This window comes from Waltera acetigignens, from assembly GCF_025567015.1.
Classification (GTDB): domain Bacteria; phylum Bacillota; class Clostridia; order Lachnospirales; family Lachnospiraceae; genus Acetatifactor; species Acetatifactor acetigignens.
This window is the reverse complement of sequence record NZ_JAOQJO010000022.1, coordinates 1-17,762: the sequence shown is the minus strand read 5'-3', so window position 1 is coordinate 17,762 and position 17,762 is coordinate 1. Positions and strand designations below refer to the sequence as shown.

The window sequence follows — 17,762 nt, the reverse complement described above, 5'->3', positions numbered from 1 at the left end:
CCAGAGCGTCATCTATCTTCTATATTAAATTGCCATAAACATTTTCTGTGATATCGCTTTCGTATCATTTTTCTTTTCTATCTCAGCCTGTGCCTTCCGGAACTCCTCCATCCGCTTCAATTCTTCCTCTGCATCATCAAATCCGATATGTGTGTACACATTCATCGTAACCGATATATCCGAATGCCCCATGAGGTACTGCAGCGTCTTTGGATTCATTCCCGATTTTGCCATATTGGAACAATAGGTATGTCGGCACACATGAGGCGTAATGTTCGGCATCTGCACCCGGTAGATATCATTGTATCTGCCGACCATGTGATTGAATCGGTGCTGCCAATGCATTGCCACCAAAGGCATATCATTTTCATCGTAGAACAGGAATCCACTATAGCCATCAATAACCTTCTCAACCTTGGGTGGTACTCTGTCCTCAATGATTGTCTGAAACATCAAAGCCACATCCTCTGTGATGGGAAGCTTCCTTGTTCCGGCATCTGTTTTTGTGGTTTCAATAATATACCGCATATCCGATGTTCTTTGTAGCTGATGGTCGATGTTAACAATTCGCTTCTCCAAATCGATGTCTTTCAGTGTCAGACCGCAGAATTCAGATATTCGCATTCCTGTATGAAAGAGAATGTAGACCACTTCATAATATTTACAGTACACCACATCGTCATGGACAAACTTTAGGAACTTTCGCATCTAGTCTTTGGAAATTGCTTCTCTCGTAACCGAATCGTTTACCAACACCCCGGCAAGCTGAAATCCGAATGGATTTTTCACTATGATATCGTCATCCACCGCCATCTGAAAGGCAGGTCGTAACACTCCCCGGATGGTATGGATGGAACTGTAGCTTTTTCCATCTTCCTGCTGTAGTTTTATAAGAAACATCTTTGCATCGGAGGTTTTCACACTACGGATTGTTTTCTTGCCGAAAGGCTCCTTTGTAAGCACCCCCTGCACTGTCACATACCCCTGTCGGGTACTCTGCCTTACTCCGGTCTTTGTTTTTAAGTATCGGTCTACCAGTTCACAGACTGTCATCTGCCCGTCTACGATATTCACAAGGATATCCAAATCCGTGTTGACCTGCTTTTCCAATTCCCGGAGTGACAAGCACGGCTTTTTGCCCTTCGGCAATTTGTCTGTTGGCTCAAGCCTCCAACTATAAACAAAATGTGGTTTACCATCAATATGATATTTGTACTGATATTTTCCATCTGCTCTGACGCTTTCTCCCGGCCGAAGAACCCTTCGTTTGGAGTCGCGCCTTGTCTGTCCTCTACCTGCCTTTGCCATTAAGTTCTCCTCCTTTCCACGCTTCTCTACCCAATAATTGTTACCATCGGAACGAGCCAGTAAATCCACCTGATTATAGCCTCTTAATATACATTCACGCATCCCCCAACGCTTTGCTGTGTGCATAAACTTACCGGTACTTTTATGTTTGCACCCCTGCCTGTATTCGCAGGGCTTATCCTGCCAGCGTTCTTTTTTGCCTTCATATTTTCTGACGGAATTGATTACAATGTGAACATGAACATTCCCGGTACCGTTATGACCATCCGGATGCACCGCCAGAATTGCCTGATGTCCCGGCAGAAATTTCTCCACATATTCTTTGCCAAAATCCATTGCCTCCCGCATGGTAATATTGTCTTCCGGCGCAAAACTAATGATATAATGATGGACTTTTACATCCTTTGTAGCATTGTTTTTGCCATAATACCGATTGACCTCAATACATTCTGCACCGAAGGTATCAACCTCGCAATTGATACCCTCGATATAAGAAATTGTCACGCATTATCATTCGTCCCTTGGTATCCTCCAGGGGTTTCATGGTATGCTCATCAAATTTGCAGGTAAGATACTCCACAGCCGCAGAATAATATCTGTTCTTTACCGGTATGTGTTTAATGATTGCCATTACGCACTCCTCCTGTAATGATACTTGCCACAGCAGACATCCTCTACCTGCTTCAACATCCGAAAACGCATATCATTCCAATCCTTTATCACTTCCTGTAAATCATAATATACCGAATAAACACTGCCGCCGGCATTCAGATGATGTGCTATCTGATTCAAATTGGAACCAATCTTACCAAGCTCCGCTGAAATCTCTCTTAATACTGCCACATCTCCATACTGTGGTATTTTCCTGCTAAGGGCACACCTTCTGATATACTCCGACATACTGATGCCTGCCTTATTTGCTTTTTCCTGAATCCTTGCTTTCTCCTCTTCTGAAAGCCACATATTAAATTGAACTCCATTTCTTGCCATATAAATCCTCCTCTAAATCTGCTTTGTCTATCCTGTGCCAGATACGGCACTTATCTTTCGCCGTCGCTTACGCTCCGCCCTCCGGTTATATGCTCACTCTCCTAAGGTCGTTCACGAATACGCGCGCTAACGCTTGCGAATACGCTCCATTTAAGTCGCGAATAGTAGAGCAAGTTCCGCCCCGTGTAAACACGGGGCAGAACTTGTTGGGGATTTGACATCCCCAAGCCCCAGCTTCCATATGAAATTTACTACTCACTTATGCACCACCGTCTGACAAGCAGACGTACAGCCAATCGCCAGAAGCGATTACCTGACGCCACTTTGTCAGCCTTGACGATACTCAAGATATTTTATAAATAACCAAAGAAGTCACTTAAGAAATCATCCACCTCTTCCGACAGTTCTTCAACTGCCTCCGGTGGTGCCATACCTACATCTGTTTCTTCCGGTTCATCTGCATCTGTAACAGCTCCTGCCACAGCCACAAGACCACCTTTACGCACTGTTGCATCCAACATAGTCTGCATTCGTTCCAACACATTATCTGCTGTAATGCGGGCACATTCCTGTATTCGATTGTCCCAGTCCTTAACATTATCCGGTTCTGTCTTTTCCCGATAAAGGCTTTTAATGCCTTCCCGGAAAATATCAGATTCCGTTGCATAATCACTGGTTGCCAGTAAATATTCAAACATCCGGATTACTTCCTTCTGTGCATAATCTTTATTACTCAGCCTGATGGTCCAGCGACATCCGCCTTATGTTTTCTGCATTATACCGACCTACCTTTTATTCATCTGATGAGTTGCCAGAAGTTCATAGCCTTTGGCATTCAGTCTGATATCCTCAAGATAAGCTGCATTTTCTCTTGCATTTCCAAATCTTCTCATAATGATTGCCCCGCCACCTACATAAAGAATGTTGTAATAGGCAAGGTCAAACCCACTCTCTTCAAGCATACCTTCTATATCCGTTGCAAATGCTTTCAGCTTCGATATGATAATCTCTTTAACATCCTCAGGAATTACCACATCCTTACCAAGTATGAAATTCTGCACCACACTTTCCGGAACTCTACCACCTGTAGCCTCTGCAACAGCCGCATTGATTTCCTGAAACAGGGTAATTATGGAGTTGGGTACGGTGACGCATTTATCCGGTTGCACCTTTCTCTCGTCAATAAAGATGATATCCTTGGTCCAAGAACCGATATCCGCTACAATATATCGTCCATGCATGTTGCCCATACGGTCTGCCACCGCCGCAAAACACTGCGGAAAACAATATACATTTTCAATTGTTATGACATAATCCTTCTCTTCAAACTCAATAAAATGTGGACCACTTCGTTTCAAATACGCTACCAGCTTCGCCTGTTCCTTGCCAAATCGCTTAAAAGGAACTCCCACACCCAACACTACATGCAAGGTGCGTGGCAGTCCTCTTGTCTTAATTTCCTTGGCTACAGCTACCAGCTTCAAAGGGAAGAAATCCTCATCCGCTGTCTTATCCTCGTGAACTGTCTTACGCTCCCCACCAATGCAGTAATAACTGCCATCATAATAAAATCCGTTCTCTGCTACCGGTGGTCTGCCGTTACACCTCACTACTCCGTTACCAAAAATGTGATGTTTGGTCTTCATAAACGAAAACCCATGATCAATGCCGATTACAACCGGCTTGTCCTGTGAATTATTTTCTTCGTACATACTCTGTACCTGCCTTTCTGCCCTGCGGGCGTTTTATTTTGTAGGTATAGAATATAAAAAATCCACCCAACCTACATTGAATGTAAATTGAGTGGAAATTGAGAGAAAATTGAATTCATAATTTACATTATGAGAAGTTCGCCGATGGAACCGTAAAATGTATCGAGGAAGAAATACCGTTTGAAGTGCCGGAGGGGTGGGAATGGACGAGATTAGGCAATTTAAGCTCCTTGATTCAGTATGGTCTTAGCAATTCAGCCGAAGCACAAGGAACGCATCGTTTACTTCGTATTACAGATATTCAAGACGGAAAAGTAAATTGGAAAGATGTTCCGTTTACAACGGTGGAGAATGCAGAGAACTATCTTTTAAGAAAAGATGATATTGTATTCGCAAGGACAGGTGCTACTGTCGGTAAATCGTTTCTTGTAACAGAATTGCCGTTTGAATCTGTATACGCTTCATATCTTATCAGGATAAGATTATTTGATTGCATTTCACCAAGCTACTTATACCAGTTTTTCAATAGCTATTGTTATTGGGAACAGATAACTGATAAATCTGTTGGTGTGGGACAGCCCAACTGTAATGGAACATCATTAAAGGAACTTTTCATACCATTGCCACCACTACACGAACAAAAAAGAATTGTTCCTGCTGCCAATGCTCTTTTGAAATATGCTTCGGTTATCGAATCAGAAAGGGCTTCACTACAAGAAATAATCAATCTCGCCAAATCCAAGATACTTGACCTCGCCATCCGTGGTAAACTTGTTCCGCCAGACCCGAATGATGAGCCTGCGTCTGTGCTCCTTGAACGCATAAGAGCCGAGAAGGAAGAACTCATCAGGCAAGGCAAAATCAAGCGTGATAAAAAGGAATCTTTTATCTTCCGAGGTGATGATAACTCTTATTATCGCTATAAAAACGGAAAGGCTGTTTGTATTGATGATGATTTGCCTTATGAAGTTCCAAATGGATGGATATGGGCTATATTGCCAGAGGTAGTATTATTTCAGGAAGGTCCAGGTATTCTAAAAAAAGATTTCAGAGATGAAGGTATTCCTTTAATTCGTATTTCTGGTTTGCAATCTGATAAAGTCCTTTTGGACGGATGTAATTATTTAGACCCTGTTATGGTTGAAAACAAATGGAAACATTTTAAACTTGAATTGGGAGATGTAATATTGTGTACAAGTGCCTCTATAGGCAAAGCCTCTATTGTCGGTCCAGAAGCTGTAGGGGCAATACCATACACTGGCCAAATAAGATTTAAAATGACCCAAAGCCTTATACGAGAATATTTTTTATATTTTGCCAATTCGGATACTTACCTAAATCAGATTGATCGTATGAAGACTGGAAATTGCATACAGCATTATGGACCAACACATTTAAAAGAAGTGTATATACCAATACCACCTATTGAGGAGCAAGAACGAATTATAAAACAATTATCTTCATTACTTTCATCACTTTATGAAATAGAAGAAAGCATTACCATGTAACAATCTTATCAATCAAGGACTGCTGCTCTGTGGCGGTCCTTCTTAAATAGATTCTTGTTGTTTCTATACTTTCGTGTCCCATAAGGTCCGCAAGCAAAGCAATATCATTGTATTTTTCCAAGAAATTCTTTGCATACAAATGTCTAAATGAATGCGGGTAGATTACCTTAGAATCCAAACCATACTTATCAGCATAATTTTTTAATTGTTGTGATATGCCACGTGTAGTAATGCGTTCACCAAATCGATTTAAAAATAGATATCCAGTTGTACGTTGTTCTTCTAATAACCATTTCTGTGTTTCTTCCCTAAGCTTCTTTGGAATATATAACCGGCGTAGCTTGCCACCTTTGCTGTATAAGTCAAAATATCCAAGATTAACATGCTCGATTTTAATACGGATAAGTTCACTTACTCTTGCTCCGGTAGCTCCTAAATACCATACAACAAAGTACCACTGCATATTACCATCTTTTTTCAACTGTTTCTTTAAAAATGTGTAATCCGCGTTACTTACAACATTTTCTAAAAATGTTTTCTGCTGAATTTTTACTGCACTTAATCGTAATTTGTCCTTTCCAATGTAGTCCAAATACTTGTTGATTGCTTGTATCCTAAGGTTTACGGTTTTAGGTTTGAAAAATTCCATCAAATATCCTTTATACGCATGAAGATTCTCGGTATTAAAATCTTTGTAATTGGATATAAAATAGTCTACTGTCCATAAATATACAGAAATCGTATGCTGTGATAGATTTTCCTTCTTTAAATAGTCTTCAAATGATAGTTTCATCCTGTACCTCCAATTGATATGAATGTTAGCGAAATTCTTTGTCAATTGGAATTATAATACGGTCAAGAATGCTGTTTTCTCTTATTATGAGAAGAGAGGGGATGAAATACGTTGTATAGACGAGGAATTACCTTTTGAGATACCTGATAGGTGGGAGTGGATGCAACTGGAAAATTGTTGTTGCAAGGAGATTCGTCGAGGGAAATCACCGAAGTATATTGAGCAAAGTGAGACGCTTGTTTTTGCGCAGAAGTGTAATACGAAGTATAATGGTATTGATATTGGTTTAGCCTTTTATTTAGACGAAAGTACCTTGAATAAATACCCAGAGGATGAATACATGCAGGACGGAGATATCGTTATAAATTCCACTGGTACAGGTACATTAGGTCGTGTTGGATTTTATCGTGCGACGGATAATTACAATAGCTTATCTATTGTTCCAGATTCACATGTAACAGTTATCCGTTCCAGTCGAGAAATCCATGCCTTTTATTTGTTTGCATTTATGAAAGCAAATCAATCCGAACTTGAAAAGAAGGGTGAAGGCTCCACTAATCAAAAAGAACTGAAACCTCTCACTTTGAAAGAATTGTATGTTCCGGTTCCTCCATATGAAGAACAATTAAGGATTGCGGTATCGATAAATAATGCATTTTCACTTATATCAAAGTTGGAAAAGAGCCTCAAATAAGGCTCTCTTCCAATTTTTCTATTGTAGCAAAAGTAGTTTTCAAAATATAGCAGATTCTTCTTTGTTCATCAATTGGTGGTATAGGATAAAGCCAATTTTCGATATCGTTTCTACTAATTGACGGTGAATTATCACCTTTCATATATTGATTTAAGCCATCCACGACATACTTTGATATCATTAGATAAAACATATAATCTGGTAATAATAGTCCATTGGAATTACATACATAAAAACCTGTCGATGCAATTGAATGGCTGTGTATTTCTTCTATTAGTGCAATATTTTCAAGATAAGGTCTGACTAGCGAAAATAACACACTTCCAGAGTTAATTGCTCTGCTGGCTCGACTAGGTGCTTCTATTACAGGAATGCGCTTTGTTTTCTTTATGCAATGCAACCTATTATCTATAGAATCGATATCAATATAATCAAAAAATTCACCTTGAGGCTTGGTGGTTTCCATTCCAGAAAAGCATGAACATCCCCTACACCATATCCAATTATCAGGAAGATTAAAAGGAATTTCTGTATCAATATTTTCTATGTCATCCCCTATCTTCTCATAATAAGAGTTATCATCACCTCGGAAGATGATGGATTCTTTCTTATCACGCTTGATTTTACCTTGTTTTATCAGTTCTTCTTTCTCCACACGAATACGTTCTAAGAGTACGGATGCTGGCTCGTCATTCGGGTCTTGAGGTACAAGCTTGCCACGGATAGCAAGGTCGAGGATTTTAGATTTTGCTTTTTTTACAGAAGCTGTAAGTTCATTTTTAAGGACATCTATGTTGCGAATCTTATTAATACTATCAGCAAGAATGGATACTATTCTCTGTTGTTCTTCTACAGGTGGAACGGGAACTAAATATGTTCTCAAAAAATTTAGAGAAACAAATGGTTGTAATCCTCCAGAGGGCTTGTTTTTCATATCTTCTTGTGCATAATCAAGAAAATACATTACAAAATGATTGCTTAAATTCTTACTAAATGTAAACTTGAATAAAGCAACATTCTTTATTGAAATCAAAATATCTTCAGTAACCATAGATGGATTCCCAATTGTTCCAATCATTGCAAATAGGATATCACCAATATTTACACCGGAGCGATCATTTATACTGATAGCATCTTTTTCTGATATATATTTTACATTGCTATAATCAATACCACCTTCAACAAGATTTTTACTGGTGATCAATGGTATTCCCTTATCCACATATGTTGGAGTATCATGTGTTCCATCACGAACATCTACTATAGAATTCAACCTGCACCAAGCCCACCCCTCCGGCAACTCAAATGGAATCTCATCTTCGATACATTTCACGCTTCCATCCTGGAACTTCTCATAATGTAAATTATCCTCACCCACAAAGATAATTGTATCATTCTTAATATCCTTAGCCTTCAGTTTTCCTTCTTTTACCATCTGCTTTTTCTGCTCACGGATACGCTCCAGTAATACAGATGCAGGTTCATCACTCGGATCTTGTGGAACTAATTTACCACGAATAGCAAGGTCAAGAATTTTTTGTCTTAATGCTTTTGTATCCATTATTCTTCCACCTCTCCTATAAGTACTTCAAGCTCGTTTACAGCCTTAGATATATTTGCTGATTTTTCTTTTATCTGTTCCAACAACTCTGCCAGAGTATAATCATCTGCTCCGGTATCACTCTTCATCCAAGTAATATCAAGGCTTGTCTTATCTCTTGCCAAAATTTCTTCATAAGTGAACTTTCTCCATCTGCCATTCGGATTTTCTTCACTATATGTTTCTTTACGGGCTGATAAATCACCATCCGCATAACAAGCTACGAAGTCATCAAAATCCTCTTTTTTCAGTGGATTGGTCTTACCAAAAGAAGGCATATCATTTCTAAGGTCATAAATCCATACTTCTTTTGTATTATCCTTATCGGTCTTTCCTCTTGTGAAGAAAAGCACATTTGTTTTTACACCCTGGGCATAGAAAATACCTGTAGGAAGTCGCAGGATTGTATGTAAATTACACTTTTCCATCAAGTCCTTACGAATACGCTCACCATCGCCATCTGCGAATAATACATTATCCGGAAGAACTACTGCAGCTCTCGCCTTGCCATCAGTATTTAAACTTCTGTAAATATGTTGTAAAAAGTTCAATTGCTTATTGCTTGTAGGAAAAGTAAAGTCATCTCTGGTTGCACGCTCTCCACCTTTTTTAGTTCCAAAAGGCGGATTTGTAAGCACCACGTCATAACCTTTCATTTCTTTACCAGCATTAGACAATGTATCTGCTAGTTTTATTTCACCCTCAATGTCATGTAGCATGGCATTCATTAATGCAAGCCTATGTGTATCATGTACAAGTTCACACCCTGAAAAAGCTTCTTCTCTTTCAAATCTTGCGGTATCGGCATCAAGTTCAAAGAAATCATCTGTATTTTCACGTACATACTGACTTGCAGAAATCATAAACCCAAATGTACCACATGCAGGATCATTACACCGTTCTCCCGGTTGTGGTTTAACCAACCTTGTCATTACATCTATAAGAACCCTCGGTGTAAAATACTGACCTGCACCAGATTTCTTTTCATTCGCATTTTTCTCTAATAAACCTTCATAGAGATTTCCCAATCCCTCTTCACGAGCAGAAAACCAATCGAGCCCATCAATAGTTGTAATAATCTTCTCAAGATTTTTAGGCTCATCTATATTAGTTGCTGAACCCTGATAAATCTCACGCACACGTCCGGTACAATTCTCGCCGAGATGATTTAATAACTCTTTATAAAACTTTTTCAGTTCTACACCACTTTTAGCTTTCAGAACATCCCAGCGATATCCTTCCGGAATCTGAGATTCTGCTCCTGTTTCTTTTGCCATTTTTAAGAACAATATATATGTAAGCTCCGTTACATATTGATGATATGTTATACCATCATCTCTTAAAACATTACAGAGATTCCATAGCTTTGATACTATTTCCTGTGTTGTCATGCAGTTCTTCCTCCATCATCGTACAGATACTCATTGAGTTCTATAACAACGCTTTCTAATTTATTTCCAAATACTTTATTTATCTTTGCAAAGCCACCTTGTGACTTAAAACGGCTATCTTCATCAAAAACCTGCACATTAAGTACCGCTTCATTCAAAAGATAATCTTCCATACGCTTAATCCAGTTTTGTTCCTGCATAGTAAAGGTATGTGCCTTACGCAATCTATCGACAGCTTTCCTGATTCTTGCCTCGTGGCTAATTAGCACAGAACCAATTGCATAGCGGCGAATTAAGCTGATAATGTCTGCTGCCATCTCCTCATTTGTAAGCTGAGAAATAGCAGTATTCAATTGTTGCACTGTATAGCCTTCTCTATCCAAAGTAAGCAACAGAGATTTCAAACTGTCTCGTGTAAGTTCGCGCGGTCTTGTACATATAATTTTCAAAGCTGCAATTTCATTAATGTTCGTCTGTACATAATTTGAGAATGCATCCAAATAATCTTCTGGCCTGGCATCCTGATTTCCATAACCTCTTGTATGACTAATCAATTCATCTTCTTTATCTGAAATTACAACAGGTCTGCCACCATTTATTTTGCTCTCTTGTAGCATTTTGAACAAATCATAATATGCAAGCAGACGTTTCTTTGCATCTTCCGGCTTTCTATTTTGTAAATCCACAACAAACTGTGTCGGATCCATACCACCAGACATATCAATAAAGTGTTCCATTGTTTTTGAATCAATATTCTTCTTTTTACGCTGTAATTTTGCAATTACCTGATTAATCTGATTCTGTACATGAGCCTCATCTTCCATCCCCTGCAAACTATCCAACAACTGTGTAAATGTTGTAGCCGGATTAGCCACTACCGGTTTCATAGTGCTTACATCTTCAAGTGCATCATATACACCAACAGGGTCATATATTTCAAAGTGTGTTTTATGAATTTCCTTACATAAACGCGTTGCTCTTCCCAACATCTGCTCAAAAAGAATTCGTGATTTTACCCGTCTCATAAATACAAGTGTAGATATGGACGGAACATCAATACCTGTCGTTAGCAAATCCACAGTAACCACTATTGATGGATAATCCTCATTCTTAAATCTCTTAATAGCTTCCTGTATTTTCTTTTTATTTCCATTTGCAACACTACCGGTAATTTTCATAATAGCATCATTGTCTACACCATACTGCGTATATATGTCTTTGAGAATTGAAACTATCAAATCTGCATGATCATCATTTACCGCATAAATCAAAGTCTTTCCCTGTTCTCTCGGAGATTCCGGGTCTATATTCTTTGCAATTTCTTCCAAAACAGCTCTATTAAAAGGTTCTGTAATGACCTGTCTGTTAAATGAATCCACATCAAAATCCAATTCATCATCAATAAGTTCACTGTTAGTAATTTCTCCCGTAACAGGATCATATATTGTCACAGTTTCTCCTTGTTTATAATGAATGCCCTCCGAACTCAATTTTGTTTTTAATTCATGTGGAGCGTCATGGTCTACAAGGTATCCCTCAATAACCGCTTCTCTATAAGTATACTTAAACACCGGCTGACCAAATATCTCTGTTGTCTGCAATGCTGGTGTGGCTGTAAGTGCAATTTTAATGGCATTAAAATATTCTATAACAGCTCTGTATTTACTTTGATATTCTCTCTGATCTCTGTAAAGAACTTCATCCTCACACATTTCCTTATCAAGGATGTATCCTCTATGCGCTTCGTCTATTATGAGTAAATCATAATCTGACACAGCAGGCATAGTTTCACCATTATTGTACATAATGCGCTTAACCATTCCCTGTACTGTTGATATATGAATTCTTGTCTCTTTATCAATAGTTTTATCTTCTAAGCCCTTAATATTGTAAATATCATCAAGCGTTAAAAGATCTTCCATCTTTACTTCTTCGAATACATCCTGCGCTTGTTCGCCTAAAGCGGTACGGTCAACAAGGAACAAAATACGACGGAAACGTTCTGTTTTTAAGAAACGATAAATCATACCCAATACCGTTCTTGTTTTGCCCGTACCTGTTGCCATTGCCAGCAATGCAGTCTGTTTTCCGCTAATTACAGCTTCCTCTGCCGCCTTAATTGCATTTAACTGATATGGTCTTAAATTTAACCCGTCCTTGTCTGTAAGTAAATCATACGGCATCTCTTTTAGTTCCTTATTTCTACTATCAACATCAGCCGCAAGAAGTTCTTCCATTCCATCAGGGCTCATCCAACCATGTAATGCCATAGGTGAATTATCCGGTTTTCTTAAATCCAAAAACCAAATACCGGATTTTGTTCTATACTGTTCCAAATATGGTCTGCCATTTGTAGCAAACGTAAACGGAACCTTAAACTCTCCCCATTTACCTATAACATACTTTTCATCCTCTTCTCGGATGCATCTCGGATAATCTTTCCCCTGATAATCAATAACAGAAGGTATATCCTTATGAATTGCTTTTGCTTCTATAATGCCCACTAATTTTTCACCAATAAAAAGAGCATAATCCGCATAACCACGATTACCAACTGTTGAATTGGTAGGATATTCTGCGATAGCAAGTTTTCTTCCCTTTGTGGGTCTTACACCCTTAGAATATCGAATATTTTCTGTATCCGCTTCCCAACCTACCATTCGTAACTGTTCATCAATTAAAAAGCGAGTTTCAGCTTCTGTCTTAGGTCTCTGATTCGCAACCTTATTTGCCTGCTTTTTACGTTCGTCCCGAGCAACTTTTGGAGCATTTGCCGCATTTTCTTCAGCCTGCTTTGCAAGTTCTGCTTCTTTCTTTTCTTCTGCCTCCTTATCCACGGAAACTATCATTACATTTTCTTCTGGCATAACAAAATCCTTATGGGTATAACTCCAATCCCCATAAGTCTGCATAAACCACTCACACATGCCATATGCCATAAGCAGGAAATTCTTACTATCTGTTACCGAAGAATAGTTCTCGTGTACCGCCTTATTTCTGACTTTTCTAAGTCCATGCAATATGGTAGCCAAATCTCTTGTTAAAAGGCCTTCTCTGACTAAGGTATCAATTCTAGCCACAGCAGTATTATCCTGTGGCAGTGCGATTCTGTCATATGTAAACATAAGATTTACAATAGTTTCACCAATCATCCCCAATTTCATCAAGCATGAATTGGAATCTGAATAACAGTACTTTTCTGCAAGTTCTCCAAAGTTTGCAAGTACTGGAAAATCTTTTTCCAAAAATTCAAAATTTGAAACCATAACTACCTCCTATCCTTCGTTAAACTTCTTGATAATTCTTATTATCGGAAGTTGGTATACAAAAAATTTACAGCCTCTCATAATACTTCTGTATCAACGCTGCCATCATTTTACGTCTTTCAGTTAAAAATTCATCATAGTTCTCAACTGTCATATTCATAATATTTTGTGGAATACAGTTCTCCTCAAGGTTTGTTGCAAGCAAATCTCTGTCTGCAATATTTCCAAGTACAATATTTCCACCGTCACACTGATTCAAAACCTTTCCAAAATATACATTCGGCGCATCATCACTAATTGCTTTATTTACCTGTGTATCAAGGTATATGTAATTCGCAACCTGGTTATATTTCGTCTTATTATCCACGCCATTATTTTTCAGATAACTGCGCGGGAATATATGATGCACATCCCCGGAAATAGTAATTAAATCTGCAACTTTCGTACCGTTCATCAACATAGAATTACAGTTCATATTAATCTGTGCTGCTAAAAATGTATTAAACGCCGGACTGTTAACAGATGATGTTTCCAAATTCTGAGGCAATGTAACTGTCCAGAAAGTTTCTGAAAGTGCTGATGCTTCAACATCTGCTAAAAATGTTATAAATCCTTTCTCACCAATAGTTCTCATATCACGGTCCATCTGTGTTTCCGGTGAACCAATATATCTTGAAGTCACGGTTGAAAGAACAAACCATTTCTGCACATATCTCTTTATCTGTACATTGGGAATTGCTGGGTCATCTAACAACATCAGATACAATGTATAGACAAAGTCCAATGTCATCCTTGAATTAAGGAGCTTGCTCGATACATACCCGGCACCCTTAATTGCCATAACAAACTGAGAAAAATTGTACTGGTTGATAAAATTCATAATACCCGCGTCCAATTTTCCATAAGACTCTTCTACAATATCTTCTCTAAATTCCTTCGTAACAAAATCTCGTCCTGAGAGCAAACTAACCAAATCTGCTAATTTACCTCTTCTAAACTGATGCATAAATGATACTCTAAGCATATCTCCATAATCCGGATCGTAGATATCATCATAATCTTTTGCTAACCATTTTATTTTATCCGCATATTTAGAAGCCTGGAATTCCGCATCATGTGTTAGCTGTGAATAGAAATCCGGTTTTACCGCCAAATGACAGAAATAATCCACAGTCTTTCTCATGAGGCTACCTGAATGAATTGTATCTGCTGCCATTTTAGACATTACGAAGTCCGACTGGCTAAGAGCTGTACCTTTAGAATTAATACGGATAAAGATTTCTGTAACTTCGTCAATATCCAAAGCCGCATCCAATTCAATAACACCTATCTGACGATTGGCAATTCCCTTCAATGCAGTTACAGCCTTATTCACTTCATTGGGTTTTATACCTTCATTCACTTCGCAATATTTCATTGCAAAATCAAAAGAATCAAATTCAGTATCAAACACAACTGAAATATCCGGTATCCAACGCTTATCCTTTAAATGAGACGCATCCTGCACAGCAAAACTCTTTGTCTCATCCTCCGCCAAAAGATTAAATGCTATCTTTATTCTGTCCTTGTTAAAGTCATCATCTAAAACTTCTTTTCCGGCAATAGCAGCCATTAATGCAGTAACTCTTTGCTGACCATCAATCAGCACTTTTTTTCCATTTGCTTTACCGCCATCCTTTGTCTTAACATCGGGATTTTTCCAAGTAATAATATATCCGGTTGGATAACCATTGTACAATGAGTCAATTAAATCTCTTACCTGACTTCTCTTCCACACAAATGGTCTCTGAATTTCAGGAATAACAAAATCCTCTGCATCAATCAAACCAAGGATTGCACTAACTGAGTATTGCATTAATGTAAACTTTTCGCCTGTCATATGTATAACCTCGATACTTAAATCTATTTATTATCGACTTCGTTAATAATTTTCAAATAATCAATCTTACTGTTTATATTATCAAAAGCTTGTCTATCTACATAATACTTCTTCGGCACCTGTTCTTTTATGATTGAATCCAACATATCCGCTATCTCGTATTGAATGTCTTCATTACACATGCTTTCATTCACCCGGAAATGTGTGCCGTTCGAATGTACATCATACAAAAAGGTCTTTTTAGAAGTTCTCCACATATACCTTTGTTTTTGCGGTGTAGGGAGATATAGTTTGAACGATATATCACCAAATTCATAACCAATAACAACATAACCAACTATATGATTATACTCCCACACTCTTTTAGGATAAGTTTCAATTTCTAAACATCTTTGGAACGTTTCTTCTATTATGTCTGGAAAAACCTCTCGACGTAATGTATCTACATATTTTTCATACCTTACACGTAATGTACTTTTATCTAACGCATATATGGGTATTTCAATAAATTTATGCATTTACTTATTCTCCTTACTTTCTGGCACAATATCCAAAATATCATCCATCTTACAATCCAGTGCCAAACAAATCTTTTCTAATATCCCTACACGTACATCTTCATTTCTGCCAAGCTTTGCCATTGCATTTGTACTGATTTTAGCCTCTCTTATAAGCTCTGTTTTCATCATCCCACGCTCATTTAAGATACGCCATAATTTATCATAGTTAACCGCCATTTTAATCCTCCAATTTTGATGAACAATCTGACATTTATACTGCATAATATTATAGCACTTTTTGCCGTGTTTCTCAATCAGAAATTGAAGTTTGCAAATCTCAATAGTTTTTTCAACAAAAGACATAAGTTCAATCAAAATAAATATACTGTGACATCATATACCTAAAAATCCTTTATTTCACGTTGTTTATGTGTTAATATAGGTGACAAATATATTATATATTATAAATAGTGTCGTGTGACATATTAGGAGAAAAGTAAAAATGAATCGTATTGAAATTCTATTAAAGCAATATGGCCCTATGCTTTCTGGGGATTTAGCCAAAAAATATGAAAAGAAATACAATGCTAGTAATGAGGCCGCAAGGAAAGCAATATCTCGCGCCCGCTCACCCATTCAAAAAATTAAATATTTTCCATTCGAAAAGAATCAAATCTTTTGCTATTTGGAAGAACAATATAATACATCTAGTTACAAAAAAATGCTGTATTCTTCGCTAAAGAAACATTCTTCCACTATAGCCCCTTTATTAATTGCCTTAGAAAACAATTATGGAATTATATCCAAAAACTCATTTGCAATTTATTCCAATTCACCCATCAAGAAAACCAAAGGACATCGTCTGTTTTCAAGAAACATAGCTGATTTATTAACAGCTGAAATAATTTATGAATATGACACCGAATACTACATTTTAAATGGTTCATATTCTGGAAGCACATTCGATCTTACACACTATAATAGCCATAACAGAATATGTAAAATAATTGTAAGTGATTTTATTTCATGGGCTGCGAAATTGAACTTAATTGCTTATAATTCAGCCACCATCTTTCCCAATATTGCTGAGTTCTCCCATTTTCAATGGAACGCAACATGCCCTTCATATGTACAGCCAATATATAATCAGTTAGAACAAAAACCTGGCTTTTTAATTGCTGATGTCATTTATAAAGATACGATTTCCGTTTCTGATATTACTTATTTTATTGGAAAAATAAATATAATACGACATTTTAAAAATGCTCCAAACTTCTTTCCCGTATTACTTGTTAATAATGTTGAACCCGATGCATTAAGACTATTGAAAGAACAGAAAATATTTGTCGGAATACTCTCTAATATATATGACAACAACTATACTAGCCTTCTCTCCGATATATATAATGTTTTTCAAAATGCAACCGCCATCTTACTAAAAGATGCCTCAAAAATTGACTTACTACTTGAAAACATTGCCAAAAACGAAGGACGATTTAATAATGCAATGGGAGACTTATTTGAATACATGGTTGGTTCCTTCTATAACAAACTAGGCGTGTCATATATTGAAATGAACAAGCTTATCCCCAATGATAGAGGAACCCAAAACGAAATTGATGTTCTTGTATGCAAAGACAATAAAGTTATTATTATTGAGTGTAAAGCAACAAAATCCTCGTTATCATTTAAATATGTCCAAAAATGGTTATCTGAAATTGTACCAACATTTAGGAAATGGCTACAAAACACTTACCCTCAAAGAACATATGAGTTTCAAATCTGGTCATTAGGTGGTTTTGACGGACAATCGGCTACTTTGCTAGAAAAGCACAAAGAAACTACTACTAAATACACATTATCATATTATTCAAAATCAGATATTCTAAATATCGCCAAAAAATATGGTGACCATAATTTCATAAATCAAGTTAAAAAACACTTCTCATAATATTTGCAAAAAGGGATAAGCCATTTAAGACTTATCCCTCTCCGTTATTTAACGTATACCTTTTGTTTTTATTACACCCAGTTTTTTATTGTAAACGTCAAATCCTGCGCCTACCCTTAAATTTAACGCCGCTTTTATGAGCGGCGTGGTTTCCGGCATTCCTCGGGAAG

Annotated in this window: 14 protein-coding genes and 2 pseudogenes; 3 read left to right on the top strand and 13 right to left on the bottom strand. The window is 37.5% G+C overall.

From position 1 onward, the window contains the following. Positions 1 to 24 precede the first annotated feature (24 nt). The 6 genes and pseudogenes from OCV96_RS19670 to OCV96_RS17030 form a co-directional block, all read right to left on the bottom strand. Positions 25 to 1,308 (bottom strand): annotated as a pseudogene (locus OCV96_RS19670) (tyrosine-type recombinase/integrase). A gap of 240 nt (positions 1,309 to 1,548) precedes the next feature. Next, a pseudogene (locus tag OCV96_RS19665) lies at positions 1,549 to 1,812 on the bottom strand (relaxase/mobilization nuclease domain-containing protein); the annotation flags it as partial. Then, positions 1,772 to 1,939: a hypothetical protein gene (locus OCV96_RS17045; RefSeq protein ID WP_227733987.1), complete on the bottom strand. Its 168-nt coding sequence runs from the start codon at positions 1,937 to 1,939 to the stop codon at positions 1,772 to 1,774. The pseudogene OCV96_RS19665 and the gene OCV96_RS17045, both read right to left, overlap by 41 nt. Continuing rightward, positions 1,939 to 2,298 carry a plasmid mobilization protein gene (locus tag OCV96_RS17040; protein WP_227733986.1) on the bottom strand — a complete coding sequence of 120 codons (360 nt, stop codon included), beginning with the start codon at positions 2,296 to 2,298 and terminating at the stop codon, positions 1,939 to 1,941. Before OCV96_RS17040 ends, OCV96_RS17045 begins: the two co-directional genes overlap by 1 nt. Before the next feature lie 353 nt (positions 2,299 to 2,651). Further along, positions 2,652 to 2,996: a hypothetical protein gene (locus tag OCV96_RS17035; RefSeq protein WP_227733984.1), complete on the bottom strand. Its 345-nt coding sequence runs from the start codon at positions 2,994 to 2,996 to the stop codon at positions 2,652 to 2,654. Positions 2,997 to 3,083: 87 nt separating this feature from the next. Beyond that, complete coding sequence (locus OCV96_RS17030) at positions 3,084 to 4,010, bottom strand: ParM/StbA family protein (protein ID WP_227733983.1); 927 nt, start codon at positions 4,008 to 4,010, stop codon at positions 3,084 to 3,086. A gap of 230 nt (positions 4,011 to 4,240) precedes the next feature. Between OCV96_RS17030 and OCV96_RS17025 the strand changes: the two genes are divergently transcribed. Then, complete coding sequence (locus tag OCV96_RS17025; RefSeq protein WP_262595024.1) at positions 4,241 to 5,518, top strand: restriction endonuclease subunit S; 1,278 nt, start codon at positions 4,241 to 4,243, stop codon at positions 5,516 to 5,518. Here OCV96_RS17025 and OCV96_RS17020 read toward each other — a convergent pair. Beyond that, positions 5,508 to 6,311, bottom strand: coding sequence for a tyrosine-type recombinase/integrase (locus OCV96_RS17020; protein WP_227732475.1), 804 nt, complete (start codon positions 6,309 to 6,311; stop codon positions 5,508 to 5,510). The genes OCV96_RS17025 and OCV96_RS17020 overlap by 11 nt on opposite strands. 160 nt (positions 6,312 to 6,471) lie before the next feature. Between OCV96_RS17020 and OCV96_RS17015 the strand changes: the two genes are divergently transcribed. Further along, the gene (locus OCV96_RS17015) at positions 6,472 to 7,005 is read left to right on the top strand and encodes a restriction endonuclease subunit S (RefSeq protein WP_262595023.1); all 534 of its coding nucleotides are present in this window, start codon (positions 6,472 to 6,474) and stop codon (positions 7,003 to 7,005) included. On the opposite strand, the gene OCV96_RS17010 is transcribed toward OCV96_RS17015, so the two are convergent. The 6 genes from OCV96_RS17010 to OCV96_RS16985 form a co-directional block, all read right to left on the bottom strand. After that, complete coding sequence (locus OCV96_RS17010; protein ID WP_262595022.1) at positions 6,998 to 8,566, bottom strand: restriction endonuclease subunit S; 1,569 nt, start codon at positions 8,564 to 8,566, stop codon at positions 6,998 to 7,000. The genes OCV96_RS17015 and OCV96_RS17010 overlap by 8 nt on opposite strands. Continuing rightward, positions 8,566 to 9,996: a class I SAM-dependent DNA methyltransferase gene (locus OCV96_RS17005; RefSeq protein WP_227732485.1), complete on the bottom strand. Its 1,431-nt coding sequence runs from the start codon at positions 9,994 to 9,996 to the stop codon at positions 8,566 to 8,568. Before OCV96_RS17005 ends, OCV96_RS17010 begins: the two co-directional genes overlap by 1 nt. Next, the gene (gene hsdR, locus OCV96_RS17000; RefSeq protein WP_262595020.1) at positions 9,993 to 13,262 is read right to left on the bottom strand and encodes a type I restriction-modification system endonuclease; all 3,270 of its coding nucleotides are present in this window, start codon (positions 13,260 to 13,262) and stop codon (positions 9,993 to 9,995) included. Before hsdR ends, OCV96_RS17005 begins: the two co-directional genes overlap by 4 nt. 67 nt (positions 13,263 to 13,329) lie before the next feature. Next, on the bottom strand, positions 13,330 to 15,141 hold the full coding sequence (locus OCV96_RS16995) for a GmrSD restriction endonuclease domain-containing protein (RefSeq protein WP_227732488.1): 1,812 nt from the start codon (positions 15,139 to 15,141) through the stop codon (positions 13,330 to 13,332). Between the two features lie 23 nt (positions 15,142 to 15,164). Further along, the gene (locus OCV96_RS16990; RefSeq protein WP_227732490.1) at positions 15,165 to 15,659 is read right to left on the bottom strand and encodes a hypothetical protein; all 495 of its coding nucleotides are present in this window, start codon (positions 15,657 to 15,659) and stop codon (positions 15,165 to 15,167) included. After that, positions 15,660 to 15,878, bottom strand: coding sequence for a helix-turn-helix domain-containing protein (locus OCV96_RS16985; protein ID WP_227732491.1), 219 nt, complete (start codon positions 15,876 to 15,878; stop codon positions 15,660 to 15,662). 265 nt (positions 15,879 to 16,143) lie between these two features. Here OCV96_RS16985 and OCV96_RS16980 point away from each other — a divergent pair, with 265 nt between their 5' ends. Next, positions 16,144 to 17,592 (top strand): NERD domain-containing protein, encoded by a 1,449-nt coding sequence (locus tag OCV96_RS16980; protein ID WP_227732493.1) that lies wholly within the window; start codon positions 16,144 to 16,146, stop codon positions 17,590 to 17,592. Positions 17,593 to 17,762: the final 170 nt, after the last annotated feature.